Raw genomic sequence first — 12764 nt, 5'->3', positions numbered from 1 at the left:
CCTCAGACGTCCCCGCCTGCGTTCGCGTCGCCCTGTTGCGGTGCCTGCTGGGCGCGTTCCTCGGGCGACGGCCCGAATGTGTCGTCCAGTGCCCGGTCCCACTGACCGTCGCTGAGGCCGAGCTCGGTCTTGAGCCTCTCCGCCTCCCGCCCGCCCTGTCCCTCGGTGAGAACGGTGCGGCCGGTGTCCTTCCAGGTCTGCTCCACGTCCTGGCCGGCCTTCTCAAACGACTCGGCACTCCAATCCGGGTCCAGGTAGTCGGGAGTCAAGATGTCGCCCCAGCCCTGCTGGGAAATGTCCTCCTCGCTGGCGTGTGGGCTACCGCCCATCGCTGCGCTGACGCCGACCTTGAAGGAACCCTCGACGTACTGGTCGTGCTCCCACTGCGTGCCCGCCGCCAGCCCGAGACGGTCCGCGAGCGCGCTCGCGTCGCTCACCAGGGCGCGTACTCCCCACTCCCACCGTTCGCAGAAATCCTCGAAATCCACCGACAGCCCTCGATGCCCTGCCTCCATGCCCGTCATGGCCAGACCCGAGAACCCTTTGCCCATCACCGACCCGGTGGCGCCACCGAGTTCACCGAGTTGATCGATGGTCGCGCCCACGCCCTGCGTGAACTTCACCACCGACGTCTGATCGAAGGCGAGGTCCGATCCGTCAGTGCTCACGGCCGCCCACCTCCTGCGCCGGAGTCGACCGCCGCGCCGTCCGGGACGATGCCGTTGACCGGCGGGAAGAACATCGCTCCGTCCTCATCGGCGATGTCCACCGCGAGCCCGGCGGGTTCGTCCAAAGTCGGCACGATCTCATCCACGATCCGCGCCCCGAGCAGCGCGACGTAGTCCATCAGACGATCACCCGGGCCGTGGTGAACAGCGAAGCGGGCCAGCGCCGTCTCGTCCGTGAACGCACAGATCCACCGAACACCGCCCGATCGGGCACTCCACAGGCCGGATTCCCCCGACGGAACCAGAAGAACCGTGCGCCGCATCTCACCCACCAACGCCCGTGGATCACCAACCCCCGCCCGTTGCTCGGATATTCGTTGGGCGAGCATCGTCCTCTGCTGTCCCACGGGTTCCCCCTCGTCTTGGTCGGCTGACGGCACCGTAAGGCAGAACAAGTATGCGGGTGGGCCGGTTCTCGCAGGTCCAAGTGTCCCCGTCTCTCCGCCTCATGGGCATGGGCACCTCCTGTATGTCCCGCCGAGACCGTCGAGTGGGAGCGTCACCGGCCTCCGGCGACAGAATGTCCCGCCCCCTTGAGTATGAAAGGAGCCGGGCCGTGATCCGTCGGCGAAGCCAGGGCGGAGGCAGCGATCCTCCACGCGGGCGTCCGCGGCTGGTACGAAGGCCATGTCCAAGGTGAGGACGAACGCCCGGGCGCGACGTCCGGGGCAGGCCACCCAAGAACACCGAACGCGGCTGAACCGTCCCTTGGTCGCCTACTCCAGACAGATGCCGTCGAACCGAGCGCGATCAGGCGTTCCTCGACGCTCGGGTAGGTAGTCTTTCTCCGAACACCGACCAGGGCGCCCAGCGCCGACCAGTTGTACGCGAGTACAAGGAGCCGCTGTACGCCGCTCCCCCGCTGCTCCAGCGCATGGTCGACGCGGGGCGCCTCGGCCGGAAGACCGGCTCGGGCTTCTACGCCTACTGACCGTCCCCCGGCCGGGCCCGCCGGGGCGCGTTGCGCCAGGTCTTCCCGGTGGGCGGGCCCGCCGCTCACGCGTCCGGGCCCGCCGTAGCGCCTTTCCGAGGTCAGGAGGGCACGGCCGAGGTGCCGATCACCGTGCGTCGCCGCCCGAGCCGGGGCCAACGTGGATCTCCGCCCCGTCGGATCCCCGGACTCGGGTGTACCCGCCGCTCGGGGCCGGGACGACGAGGCCACCCTCCTCCAGCGGGACCATCCCGTCCGTCCTCCCGAGGACATCGCCTGTTCCTCCCCGGGGGTGTCGCGTACCGGGGCCCCGGCGCGGGGCCGGGAGGTCAGCCCAGCCGCAGGTGGTGCAGCATCAGCAGCGCCGCCGCCATGTTCGCGGCGGGCACCTCGCCCCGGGCGATCATGTCCGGGACCACCTTGAGGGGTATCCACTCGCGGCGCGACGACTCGAAGGGGTCCTGCGGGTGGCCGGTCCAGTGCGCCTGGTCGGACCAGTAGAGGTGGTGGCGGGCGTCGGTGAGGCCGTTCGACGGTTCCACGGTGAGCAGGGGGCGCAGCTCTCCGGGGCGCCAGCCGGTCTCCTCCTCCATCTCGCGGGCCGCCGCCGCTGCGATGTCCTCGCCGTCCTCGACGACGCCCGCCGCCAGCTCCCATCCCCAGCTGTCGGTGATGAACCGGTGCCGCCAGAGCAGCAGCACCTCGTTGGCCTCGTTGACGACGGTGGCGGCCGCGACGGGGCGCAGCCGGATGACGAAGTGGTCGAGGTGGCTGCCGTCGGGCAGCTCGACATCCGCCAGATTCACCCGGAACCACGGGTTCTGGTACACATTCTGTTCGCTTAAGTTCGTCCACTGCACGGTTCTGCCGCCTTTCGACATGTTGGGGTCAACATGCCAGCAGGCTCGGCAGTCCGGGGGAACGGACGACGGGGGCGTCGGCGGAGCTCACAGAGGCACGCGGAGCGCCTCGTCGATGAGATCGGCGGTCCCCACGGCGTCGGCGCAGCCGCTCGCGGCCAGTTCGCGGCGCACCTGCCGCAGCCGGTCGCGCAGCCGCTGGGACTCCATTCCCCGGGCCCGTACGGCCATTTCGGCAGCTGTACCGGCCGCGCGATCGGCCTCGCCCTGGAGCAGTTCGATATGGCTGAGCATCGCGAGGCGGTGCACGCGCCCCCGGTCGTGCGCCGGGGCGCGCACGGCGGAGGCCGCGTGCTCCCGGGCGGCGGGCAGATCACCGAGACCGATCAGCGCCTCGGCCACCTGGACGTCGACCAGGCCCGGCTGGACGTAGCCGGTCTCGTCCGGCTCCCGCCCCGTATGGATCCGGCCCGCCTGGGCCTCGGCCCGCCCGATGCAGGCGCGGGCGCTCGCCGCGTCGCCGAGCTGGGCGTACGCCTTGGCCTGCATGGCGTGCAGATCGGCGGCGAGGGCCGGGGTGATGTGGTCGCCGGCGGCCCGCAGCGCGGCCTCGGCGAAGGCGATGGAGCGGCGGTAGTCGCCGAGGAACAGCGACTGGGTGACCAGCAGGGCGATCACATAGCCGCCGAGCCCCCGGTCCCCGCTGGACTTGGCGAGCCGCAGCGCCTGGTGGAAGTAGCGCTGGGCGAGTCCGTGGGCGTCGGAGTCGTAGGCGCAGATGCCCGCAACCGCGACCAGCCCCGCCGTCGCCCGGTGCAGGCTCCGGCCCAGCGCGTCGCTGTGCCCGCCGCGCAGCAGCGGCGCGGTCTCCGCGTTGAGGAAGCGGACGATCCGGGACCTGGTCGCGACGCCGCCCGTCTTGCGGTACATCTGCTCGTAGTGGTCACGGGCCGCCTTGAGCATCGCTATGTCGGCGGGGCTCACCCGGCCGGGGCCGGGACGGGAGACGTCGGTGTCCTCCGGGGGGGTTCTCCCACTCCCAGACCGGCATCACCGCCGAGGTCCCCGTGACGGCGGGGACGGCGGCGAGGTGCGGGCGCCGCTGTTCGTCGGAGCGCCACAGCGCGGTGGCCCGCTCGACGAACCCGGAGAGGGAGGCGTTCCCGGATCCGGTGTCCGTCCCCGCCGAGGCGGCCGAGGCGCCCATCCCGATGTCGTCGAGCCCGACGGGCCTGCCGAGCCGCGCGCCCAGCACCTCGCAGATGAGGTCGGGCACCTGGCCGCGCGGGCGCTGGCCCTTGAGCCAGCGGGAGACGGCGGTGTGTTCGTACCGCAGGCTCAGCCCGCGGGACCGGCCCGCCCGGTTGACGTGACCGGCGAGGCCCGCCCGGGAGACACCGGACTCCTCGATCAACGATTCGAGCAGGACATTGGGCTCCATCGTCCCCCCAGGTGCGTGTCGCAATGAGCCTAGTGGAGCACGATTCACACGGGGTGTGAACGGAATGCCCGAACCCTCCTGCTGTGCGCTCTGCCGCAAGGGTCCCGAGGTCGGTTGAATGAACTTCCTCGCAAGAGGCGGCCGGGTCGTCGGCTCCCCCTCGTAACGGCCCACGACCCGCACCCGCGCCGTCCGCACCGCTACCTGCCCGACACTCCGAGGCGGTGCGGACGGCGCCCGGACCGCACGGCCCACTGACCGACGACGAAGGAGGGTGGCTGCGGAACGGCGGCACGGAACCGCGCTTCCTCCCGGTTCCCGCCCCGGATCCGGTGTGTGGTCCCTCCGTCGATCGGCGGGACGGAGAAGGGGCGTATCCGGTGGCCGGATACGCCCCTTCTCGACGCCCGGGGAAGTCGCGCCCCGGGCGTCCGGGGCCTTACGCCCCGCGCAGCACCACGGGCTCTACGCCCCGCGCAGCACCGCGCCCGTACGCTCGGCGGCCAGGGCCACCGCGCTGTCGCGGGCGGCCGAGGCCTCCTCGACGGTCAGCGTGCGGTCGGCGGCGCGGAAGCGCAGCGCGTACGCCAGGGACTTGTTGCCCCCGCCGATCTGCTCGCCGGTGAAGACGTCGAACAGCCGCAGCGATTCGAGGAGTTCACCCGCGCCCTCACGCAGCGCCGCCTCCACGTCGGCGGCCGGGACGTCCCCGGCGACGACGAGCGCGACGTCCTGGGTCGCCACCGGGAAGGTGGAGATCCGGGGCGCCTGGAGCACCCCGTCGACGGCCTGTTCCAGAACGTCCAGCTCGACCTCGGCGGCGCAGGTCCGCTCGGGCAGGTGGAGCGCCTTGATCACGCGCGGGTGCAGTTCGCCCGCGTGTCCGAAGAGGGTCTCCTCGCCGTTCACCTTGACGTACAGCGCGGCGCAGCGGCCGGGGTGCCACGGGGCGTGCTGGTCGGCGCGGACGATGACCTCGACACCGGCCTCCGCGGCGATCAGGCGGGCCGCCTCGACGGCGTCCGCCCAGGTCGCCGGGGTGCCCTTGCCCCACCAGCCGGCCTGCTCGCGGGCGCCCGCGAGGACGACGGCGGCGCGGCGCGGCTGACGCGGCAGGGCCGCGTTCAGACCGGCGATCTCCTCGTCGGTGGGGCGGCGGTCGACGGGCAGCCGGACCGCGGCCGTCTCCTCCCCGGTCGATGGGGCCTCCCCTGCTCGAACGGAGCTGAGAGCTTGGGGAAGGAAGACCAGGCCGGTCTCGAAGAGCGCCAGGTCGTGGCTGCCGCGCCCGTCGTTGCGGCGCAGCGCGCCGAGGAGGCCCGGCAGCAGCGTGGTGCGCAGCGCCGGCTCCTCGTCGGAGAGCGGGTTGACCAGCTTGACCGTGCGGCGGCGGGCGTCGTCCGCCTCCAGACCGAGCTGGTCGAGGACCGCGTCGCCGATGAACGGGTAGCTCAGCGCCTCGACGTAACCGGCTCCGGCCAGCGTCCGGCCGATGCGGCGGTGCAGCCGCTGCCGGTCGGTGAGACCGCGCCCGGAGGGGGGCGTGGGCAGGGTGGAGGGCAGGTTCTCGTAGCCCTCCAGACGGATGACCTCTTCGGCGAGGTCGTTCGGCTCGTTCAGGTCGGGCCGCCAGGACGGGACGGTGACGATCAGCTCGTCCTGCCCGTAGACGTCGCAGCCGACCTCCTGGAGGCGGCGGACGACGGTCTCGCGGCCGTACTCCACACCGGCCACCCGGTCGGGGTGGTTCGCCGGCATCGCGATGGTGCGCGGCGCGTGCGGCGAGGTGATCTCGGTGACGCCGGCCTCGGCGGTGCCGCCCGCGAGGAGGACCAGCAGGTCGACCGTGCGCTGCGCGGCAGCGGCGGCGGCCTGCGGGTCGACGCCGCGCTCGAAGCGCTTGGACGCCTCGGAGGACAGCTTGTGGCGGCGCGCGGTGCGGGCGATCGAGATCGCGTCGAAGTGCGCGGCCTCGATGACGACCTCGGTGGTCAGCGCGTGCTCGCCGTCCGCGTCGGCGATCTCGGTGTTGGCACCGCCCATGACGCCGGCGAGGCCGATGGGCCCGCGGTTGTCAGTGATGACGAGGTCCTCGGCGTCCAGCACGCGCACGGTGCCGTCCAGGGTGGTGAGCTTCTCGCCCTGGGTGGCGCGGCGCACGCCGATCGGCCCGTCGACCCGGTTGCGGTCGTAGGCGTGCAGCGGCTGGCCGAGCTCCAGCATCACGTAGTTGGTGATGTCGACGGCCAGCGAGATCGGCCGCATCCCGGCCTTCTGGAGGCGGCGCTGCATCCAGATCGGCGAGCGGGCCTCGGGCTGGAGACCGGTGACGGTGCGGGCGGTGAAGCGGTCGCAGCCGATCGGGTCGGAGATCTGCACCGGGTAGCCGTACGCGTTCGGCGCGGGCACGTCCAGCAGCGCCGGGTCGCGCAGCGGCAGCCCGTAGGCGGTCGCGGTCTCGCGGGCGACACCGCGCATGGACAGGCAGTAGCCCCGGTCCGGGGTCACGGCGATGTCGAGGACCTCGTCGACGAGCTGGAGCAGCTCGATCGCGTCGGTGCCGGCCTCGTGCTCCGGCGGCAGCACGATGATGCCGTGGGTGCCGTCGTCGCCCATGCCGAGCTCGTCGGTGGAGCAGATCATGCCGTGCGAGGTCTTGCCGTACGTCTTGCGGGCGGCGATCGCGAAGTCGCCGGGCAGGACGGCGCCCGGGAGGACCACGACGACCTTGTCGCCGACCGAGAAGTTACCGGCACCGCAGACGATCTCCTGCGGTTCGCCGGTGCCGTTGGCGGTGCCGACGTCGACGGTGCAGAAGCGGATGGGCTTCTTGAACCCCTCCAGCTCCTCGATGGTCAGGACCTGTCCGACGACCAGGGGGCCCTTGAGGCCCGCGCCGATCTGCTCGACGGTCTCGACCTCGAGGCCGACGGAGACGAGCTTGGCCTGTACGTCACGGCCGGTCTCCGTCTCCGGCAGGTCGACGTACTCCCGCAGCCAGGAAAGCGGGACGCGCATCAGATCTCCATCCCGAACGGCCGGGTGAACCGGACGTCACCCTCGACCATGTCTCGCATGTCTTCGACGTTGTGGCGGAACATCAGCATCCGTTCGATGCCGAACCCGAAGGCGAATCCGCTGTACTTCTGGGGGTCGACGCCGCAGGCGGTGAGCACCTTGGGGTTGACCATGCCGCAGCCGCCCAGCTCGATCCAGCCCTCGCTGCCGCAGGTGCGGCAGGGGCGGTCGGGGTTGCCGACGGACTCGCCGCGGCAGACGTAGCAGACCATGTCCATCTCGGCGGACGGCTCGGTGAACGGGAAGAAGTTCGGCCGCAGCCGGGTCTTCATGTCCGGCCCGAAGAGCGCCTGGACCATGTGGTCGAGGGTGCCCTTGAGGTCGGCCATGGTCAGGCCCTCGTCGACGGCGAGCAGCTCGATCTGGTGGAAGACCGGAGTGTGCGTGGCGTCCAGCTCGTCGGTGCGGTAGACCCGGCCGGGGCAGACCACGTAGACGGGGGGCTTGCGCTGCAGGAGCGAGCGTGCCTGGACCGGGGAGGTGTGCGTACGCAGCACGACACCGGACTCGTCGCCCTCGGTGACCTTGCCGTCCGGCGTGGTGCCCTGGACGAAGAAGGTGTCCTGCATCTGGCGGGCCGGGTGGTCGGGCACGAAGTTCAGGGCGTCGAAGTTGAACCACTCCGCCTCGACCTCGGGGCCCTCGGCGATCTCGTAGCCCATGGCCACGAAGACGTCCGCGACGCGCTCCATGATCGTCGTCAGCGGGTGGCGGGCGCCGGCCGGGGTGCGGTCGTAGGGCAGCGTGACGTCCACGGCCTCCTCGACGAGCACCCGGGCGTCGCGCTCGGCCTCCAGCTCGGCCTGGCGGGCGGCCAGGGCCTTGGAGACGGCGCCACGGGCCTGGCCCACGCGCTTGCCCGCCTCGGCCTTGGCCTGCGGGGGCAGGGCGCCGATCTCGCGGTTGGCGAGGGACAGCGGCGAGGTACCTCCGGTGTGCGCGGTCTTCGCCTGGGCGAGCGCGTCGAGGTCACCGGCGGCGGCGAAGGCGGCGAACGCCTCGTCCCGCAGGCGCTCGATCTCTTCCGGTTTCAGTGCCTCGACCTCGACTGGGTCGTACGACTTGTTCGGTGCCGACATCTCTTCCCGTGCTTCCGATTGGCTGATGGCGCGACCCCGCTCGACGACTGGAGGACGCAAAGGTGCCAAAGGTCGAGTCTAAGGGCCGCAGGACGGTCGGGGCGCCTGTGGGCCGCTCACACCAGGTAGGCGGGCGTGCTCACAGGCAGAATAAATCGGAACTCGGCCCCGCCGCCGGGCCCCCGGCCGACGGTGATGGTGCCGCCGTGGGCCTCGACGATGCCCTTGACGATGTAGAGGCCCAGGCCCGTGCCGCCGCGCTTGCTGCCCCGCCAGAAGCGGGTGAAGACGCGGCTCATCGACTCCTCGGGGATGCCGGGGCCTTCGTCGCTCACGGTGACAGCCGTTCCCATCTCGTCGCAGCCGCCCGGCGCGGCTGCCGGGGCGATCTCAATGGTGACGGTTCCCTCGCCGTGGCGCACCGCGTTTTCCAGGAGGTTGCCGAGGACCTGGTCGACCTTGTCGGGATCGGCCCACAGGTCGGGCAGCGGTCCGCGGGTGCGGACGAGGAAGCGCTCGGCGGCCTGGCCGCCGGTGATGAGCGCCTGGATGTGCCGGGCCACGGCGGCGGAGATGTCGACGGGCTGGCGGCGCAGCTCCAGGCGCCCCGAGTCGATGCGGGAGATGTCGAGCAGTTCCGCGATGAGCCGGGTGACCCGGCCGGCGTCGGCGTCGACGGTCTCCAGCATCAGCCGCTTCTGGTCGTCGGTGAACCTCTCCCACTTGGCGAGCAGCGTGGCGGTGAACCCTTTGACGGAGGTCAGCGGGGAGCGCAGTTCGTGGGCGACGGTGGCGATCAGTTCGGCGTGGCTGCGTTCGGTACGCCGGCGGGCCTCGGTCCCCCGCAGGCAGACCACGACCCGGCGCACCGGTCCGGTCGGGTGCTCGCGTACGTAACGGGCGGAGACGAGCACCTCACGGCCGCCGGGCAGCAGCAGATTGCGCTCGGGCTGGCCGTTGCGGGTGGCGAGACCGCCGTACGGGTCGGTCAGCGGCCACCAGCGCTTGCCCTTGAGGTCCTCCAGCGGAAGGACGGCGTCCAGCGGCCGGCCGATCGCCTCGGCGCGGGGGGTTGCGGTGATCCGGGCGGCGGCGGTGTTGAAGCAGACGACGTGTCCGCGCTCGTCGGCGACGACGAGGCCGTCGGGAAGATCGTCCGGGTCGAGGCCACCGGCGAGGCCGTCCGGACCGGCCGCAGGACCGGCCGGCTCCTCGGCCGCGGCGCGCACGGCGGTGGTGCGCGCCGGTCGCGGCGCGCTCATGCCGACAGCCATCTTCCCGTATCCCCACCTCTCGAACAGGTGCAGTGGGCCCCCGAGTTCGTCACCCTACTAGGCGGCGGCGAACCGGCGACACCCTGTGGGGGCGCGGAGAGGAGTGCGCCGGTGGGAGGGGGCGCGGGATGGCCGGGATCGTGTGCTGACGGGCCGTGAGGGCGACGACTTGTTACGCGTCGGGGGCGCGCCGCGGACGCTGCGCGCGGGCGGAGGCGTAGAGGCAGACGGCGGCGGCGGTGGCGAGGTTGAGGCTCTCCGCCTTGCCGTGGATGGGGACGCGGACGACGGCGTCGGCGAGCGCGCGGGTCTCCTCGGGGAGCCCCCAGGCCTCGTTGCCGAAGATCCAGGCGGTGGGGGTGCCCATGGTGCCGGCGTCCAGCTCGTCGTCCAGGTCGTCGGCGCCGGCCCCGTCGGCGGCGAGGATCCGCACCCCGGCGTCCCGCAGGCCCTGGACGGCCTGCTCGACGGGGACGCCGACGGCGACGGGGAGGTGGAAGAGCGAACCGACCGAGGCGCGTACGGACTTGGGGTTGTAGAGGTCGACGGAGGCGTCGGTGAGGATCACCGCGTCGGCGCCCGCGGCGTCCGCGCAGCGCAGGACCGTACCGGCGTTCCCGGGGTCGCGGACGTTGGCCAGAACGGCCACCAGGGCGGGCCCGGCGTCCAGGATCTCCTGGAACGGGGAGTCCAGGAAGCGGCAGACGCCGATGAGGCCCTGCGGGGTGACGGTCTGGGAGACGTCGGCGAGGACGTCGGCGTCGGCCAGGTGGACCCGGGCGCCCGCCGTGTGGGCGGCCTCGACGATGTCGGCGTACCGTTCGGCGGCCTCGGGGGTGGCGAACAGCTCGATGAGGGTCGGCTCGCCGTCCCCGCCGCGGTGGGCGGCGGCCTCGCGTACGGCCTGGGGCCCCTCGGCGATGAACCTGCGCTCCTTGCCCCGGAAGTTGCGGCGGGCCAGCCGGCGGGCGGCGGCGACGCGCGGGGAGCGCGGGGAGATCAGTTCGGGGGTGCCCATGGTCGGCGGCGAGCCTCTCTGCGTACGGCGGTGGGGTTCAGCGGCAACGCACCGGACCCGCAGGCGGCGTGCGCCTGCGGGTCCGGTTCACGTACTGCCTGGGAAGGCGGTGCCTGGATCAGGCGGCCTTCGGGGCGTTGACGTCGCTCGGGAGGGCCTTCTGGGCGACCTCGACGAGGGCGGCGAACGCGTTGGCGTCGTTGACCGCGAGCTCGGCCAGGATCTTGCGGTCCACCTCGATGTTGGCGGCCTTCAGGCCCTGGATGAGGCGGTTGTACGTCATGCCGTTCTGGCGGGCAGCGGCGTTGATGCGCTGGATCCACAGCTGACGGAAGTCGCCCTTGCGCTTCTTGCGGTCGTTGTAGTTGTAGACCAGGGAGTGGGTGACCTGCTCCTTGGCCTTGCGGTACAGACGCGAGCGCTGACCGCGGTAGCCGCTGGCGGCTTCGAGGATTGCCCGGCGCTTCTTGTGGGCGTTGACTGCCCGCTTGACGCGTGCCACTTGTTAACTCCTTGTAGCGGGGCCGTGGGTGTCTTCACACGGCCCGGAAACGAATTGGTCCCGGTGTGATCGAGGTCGTGCCTCCGGGGCGAGCCGGAGGCCGGACCTCACTTGCCGAGAAGCTTCTTGATCTTCTTGGCGTCGGCCGGAGCCACGACGACCGTGCCGGTCAGCGAGCGGGTCTTCTTGGACGACTTGTGCTCGAGCAGGTGGCGCTTGCCGGCCCTCTCGCGGAGCACCTTGCCGGAGCCGGTGATCTTGAAGCGCTTGCTGGCACCGCTGTGCGTCTTGTTCTTCGGCATCGCGCCGTTCTCTCCTCGTCAGTGGCGCCCCTCACGGTGCGGAGCACCGGACTGCAGGGGCGTCAGATCTCTATGGGATTCCGGGATGACCCGGGGGCGCCTGGGTGGCGGCCCCCGAAGGTCACGCCTCGGAAGGTGTCTCGGCCGGAGCCTCGGCCGCGTCGGCCTGGGCCTCGGCGGTCTCGCCCTGGGACGCGGCGTCGGAGGAACCCTGACGCTCCGCCTTGCGGGCGGCCTGGGCCTCACGGGCTTCGGCCATGGCTTCGGTCTTCTTCTTGTGCGGGCCCAGAACCATGATCATGTTCCGGCCGTCCTGCTTCGGGTTGGACTCGATGAAGCCCAGGTCCTCGACGTCCGAAGCGAGACGCTGGAGCAGTCGGAAGCCCAGCTCAGGACGGGACTGCTCACGACCACGGAACATGATCGTGATCTTGACCTTGTCGCCCTGCTTGAGGAACCGGACGACGTGACCCTTCTTGGTGTCATAGTCGTGCGGGTCGATCTTCGGCCGGAGCTTCATCTCCTTGATGACCGTGTGCGCCTGGTTCTTGCGCGCCTCACGGGCCTTCATGGCCGACTCGTACTTGAACTTGCCGTAGTCCATGAGCTTGCACACGGGCGGACGGGCTGTCGCCGCCACCTCGACCAGGTCGAGGTCGTACTCCTGTGCGAGTTCCAGGGCCTTGGCAAGCGGAACAATCCCGACCTGCTCGCCACTGGGACCGACAAGTCGGACCTCGGGAACGCGAATCCGGTCGTTGATGCGGGGCTCGGCGCTGATGGATCCTCCTCGGTAGCACCACGCGACCGCCTGGCGGACAGCCGCGTAACGTCTTGTAACGTCAAGACCAACCGCGCCGGAACCGCAAAAATGCCCCGGACGGAACACAAGGCGAGGCTCCAGGAACTACCGGAACACCGCCGCGGTGGACCGCGGGGCTATCGGGCGGGCCCATCGTCCGTACGGAACGATGGTCGCCGCCTGACCGGTGACCCGCCGTCCTGAACGGACGGCCAGGTGGGAGATCGGAGCCTCCACTTGTGGGCCGGGCACATAGATGTCCGGCCGGTCGTTCCACCAGACTACCGCACGATCGCCGGTACCCGCACCACGGAGGCGGGAGGGACGCCCGCGGACGGAAGGGCGGTGGCCTGGCCTTATCGTGTGGGCATGAGCGACGCGACCCCCAGCAGTGAGAACCCCGGCTTCGACGACATGGCCCGCGACATCGCGGAGGTCCCCGCGGTCGAGGTGATCGTGACGGTCGCCGTCAACCTGATGAGCGCTGCCGCCGTGAAGCTCGGCCTCACCGAGGAGGGCGAGGACCACAAGGACCTCGACGAGGCCCGCAAGCTGGTCCACGCCCTGGCCGGACTGCTGGACGCGAGCACCACGGAGATCAGCACCTTCCACGCCTCGCCGCTGCGCGACGGCCTGAAGTCGCTCCAGCTCGCCTTCCGCGAGGCCTCACTGGTGCCGGACGAGCCCGGCCACGGCCCCGGCGAGAAGTACACCGGCCCCGTCTACGGCTAGCCGCGCCCTCCCCCGTA

Annotated in this window: 11 protein-coding genes and 2 pseudogenes; 2 read left to right on the top strand and 11 right to left on the bottom strand. The window is 71.4% G+C overall.

Going from position 1 to position 12764, the window contains the following annotated elements:
• Positions 1–2 precede the first annotated feature (2 nt).
• Both IE145_RS21740 and IE145_RS21735 read right to left on the bottom strand, forming a co-directional pair.
• A complete protein-coding gene (locus tag IE145_RS21740; protein ID WP_189527130.1) occupies positions 3–668 on the bottom strand; it encodes a hypothetical protein in 666 nt (221 codons plus the stop codon).
• Positions 665–1057 carry an SseB family protein gene (locus IE145_RS21735; RefSeq protein WP_189527147.1) on the bottom strand — a complete coding sequence of 131 codons (393 nt, stop codon included), beginning with the start codon at positions 1055–1057 and terminating at the stop codon, positions 665–667. Before IE145_RS21735 ends, IE145_RS21740 begins: the two co-directional genes overlap by 4 nt.
• A 500-nt stretch (positions 1058–1557) precedes the next feature.
• Between IE145_RS21735 and IE145_RS21730 the strand changes: the two are divergent.
• Positions 1558–1659 (top strand): annotated as a pseudogene (locus IE145_RS21730) (3-hydroxyacyl-CoA dehydrogenase family protein); the annotation flags it as partial.
• Between the two features lie 329 nt (positions 1660–1988).
• On the opposite strand, the gene IE145_RS21725 reads toward IE145_RS21730, so the two are convergent.
• From IE145_RS21725 to infC, 9 genes and pseudogenes are all read right to left on the bottom strand, one after another.
• Positions 1989–2519: an NUDIX domain-containing protein gene (locus tag IE145_RS21725; RefSeq protein ID WP_189527129.1), complete on the bottom strand. Its 531-nt coding sequence runs from the start codon at positions 2517–2519 to the stop codon at positions 1989–1991.
• An 87-nt stretch (positions 2520–2606) separates the two neighbouring features.
• Positions 2607–3960: pseudogene (locus tag IE145_RS21720) on the bottom strand (NsdA family TPR-like regulatory protein).
• 465 nt (positions 3961–4425) lie between these two features.
• A complete protein-coding gene (gene pheT, locus IE145_RS21715) occupies positions 4426–6978 on the bottom strand; it encodes a phenylalanine--tRNA ligase subunit beta (RefSeq protein WP_189527128.1) in 2553 nt (850 codons plus the stop codon).
• Entirely contained in the window at positions 6978–8117 is a 1140-nt protein-coding gene (gene pheS / locus IE145_RS21710; RefSeq protein WP_189527127.1) for a phenylalanine--tRNA ligase subunit alpha, read from the bottom strand. The genes pheT and pheS overlap by 1 nt, the downstream gene beginning before the upstream one ends.
• 116 nt (positions 8118–8233) lie before the next feature.
• Positions 8234–9391, bottom strand: a complete 1158-nt coding sequence (locus tag IE145_RS21705) for a sensor histidine kinase (protein WP_189527126.1) — start codon at positions 9389–9391, stop codon at positions 8234–8236.
• A gap of 172 nt (positions 9392–9563) precedes the next feature.
• The gene (locus IE145_RS21700; protein WP_189527125.1) at positions 9564–10409 is read right to left on the bottom strand and encodes a TrmH family RNA methyltransferase; all 846 of its coding nucleotides are present in this window, start codon (positions 10407–10409) and stop codon (positions 9564–9566) included.
• A gap of 118 nt (positions 10410–10527) precedes the next feature.
• Positions 10528–10911 (bottom strand): 50S ribosomal protein L20, encoded by a 384-nt coding sequence (rplT, locus tag IE145_RS21695; RefSeq protein WP_003970214.1) that lies wholly within the window; start codon positions 10909–10911, stop codon positions 10528–10530.
• Between the two features lie 107 nt (positions 10912–11018).
• Positions 11019–11213: a 50S ribosomal protein L35 gene (gene rpmI / locus IE145_RS21690; RefSeq protein ID WP_003970213.1), complete on the bottom strand. Its 195-nt coding sequence runs from the start codon at positions 11211–11213 to the stop codon at positions 11019–11021.
• A 121-nt stretch (positions 11214–11334) separates the two neighbouring features.
• A complete protein-coding gene (infC, locus tag IE145_RS21685; RefSeq protein WP_189527146.1) occupies positions 11335–11994 on the bottom strand; it encodes a translation initiation factor IF-3 in 660 nt (219 codons plus the stop codon).
• Between the two features lie 390 nt (positions 11995–12384).
• Between infC and IE145_RS21680 the strand changes: the two genes are divergently transcribed.
• Entirely contained in the window at positions 12385–12747 is a 363-nt protein-coding gene (locus IE145_RS21680) for a DUF1844 domain-containing protein (RefSeq protein ID WP_006123336.1), read from the top strand.
• Positions 12748–12764 lie beyond the last annotated feature (17 nt).

This window comes from Streptomyces sindenensis, assembly GCF_014649035.1.
Taxonomy (GTDB): Bacteria; Actinomycetota; Actinomycetes; order Streptomycetales; family Streptomycetaceae; genus Streptomyces; species Streptomyces sindenensis.
The sequence above is the reverse complement of the archived record's forward strand: the minus strand, read 5'-3'. Positions and strand labels throughout refer to the sequence as shown.

What these genes read in the sequence shown, in the direction of transcription:
- IE145_RS21700 (WP_189527125.1), bottom strand. Translation starts at nt 10,409, where the DNA reads ATGGGCACCCCCGAACTGATCTCCCCGCGCTCCCCGCGCGTCGCCGCC.
- IE145_RS21735 (WP_189527147.1), bottom strand. Translation starts at nt 1,057, where the DNA reads ATGCTCGCCCAACGAATATCCGAGCAACGGGCGGGGGTTGGTGATCCA.
- pheS (WP_189527127.1), bottom strand. Translation starts at nt 8,117, where the DNA reads ATGTCGGCACCGAACAAGTCGTACGACCCAGTCGAGGTCGAGGCACTG.
- IE145_RS21705 (WP_189527126.1), bottom strand. Translation starts at nt 9,391, where the DNA reads ATGGCTGTCGGCATGAGCGCGCCGCGACCGGCGCGCACCACCGCCGTG.
- pheT (WP_189527128.1), bottom strand. Translation starts at nt 6,978, where the DNA reads ATGCGCGTCCCGCTTTCCTGGCTGCGGGAGTACGTCGACCTGCCGGAG.
- rpmI (WP_003970213.1), bottom strand. Translation starts at nt 11,213, where the DNA reads ATGCCGAAGAACAAGACGCACAGCGGTGCCAGCAAGCGCTTCAAGATC.
- IE145_RS21680 (WP_006123336.1), top strand. Translation starts at nt 12,385, where the DNA reads ATGAGCGACGCGACCCCCAGCAGTGAGAACCCCGGCTTCGACGACATG.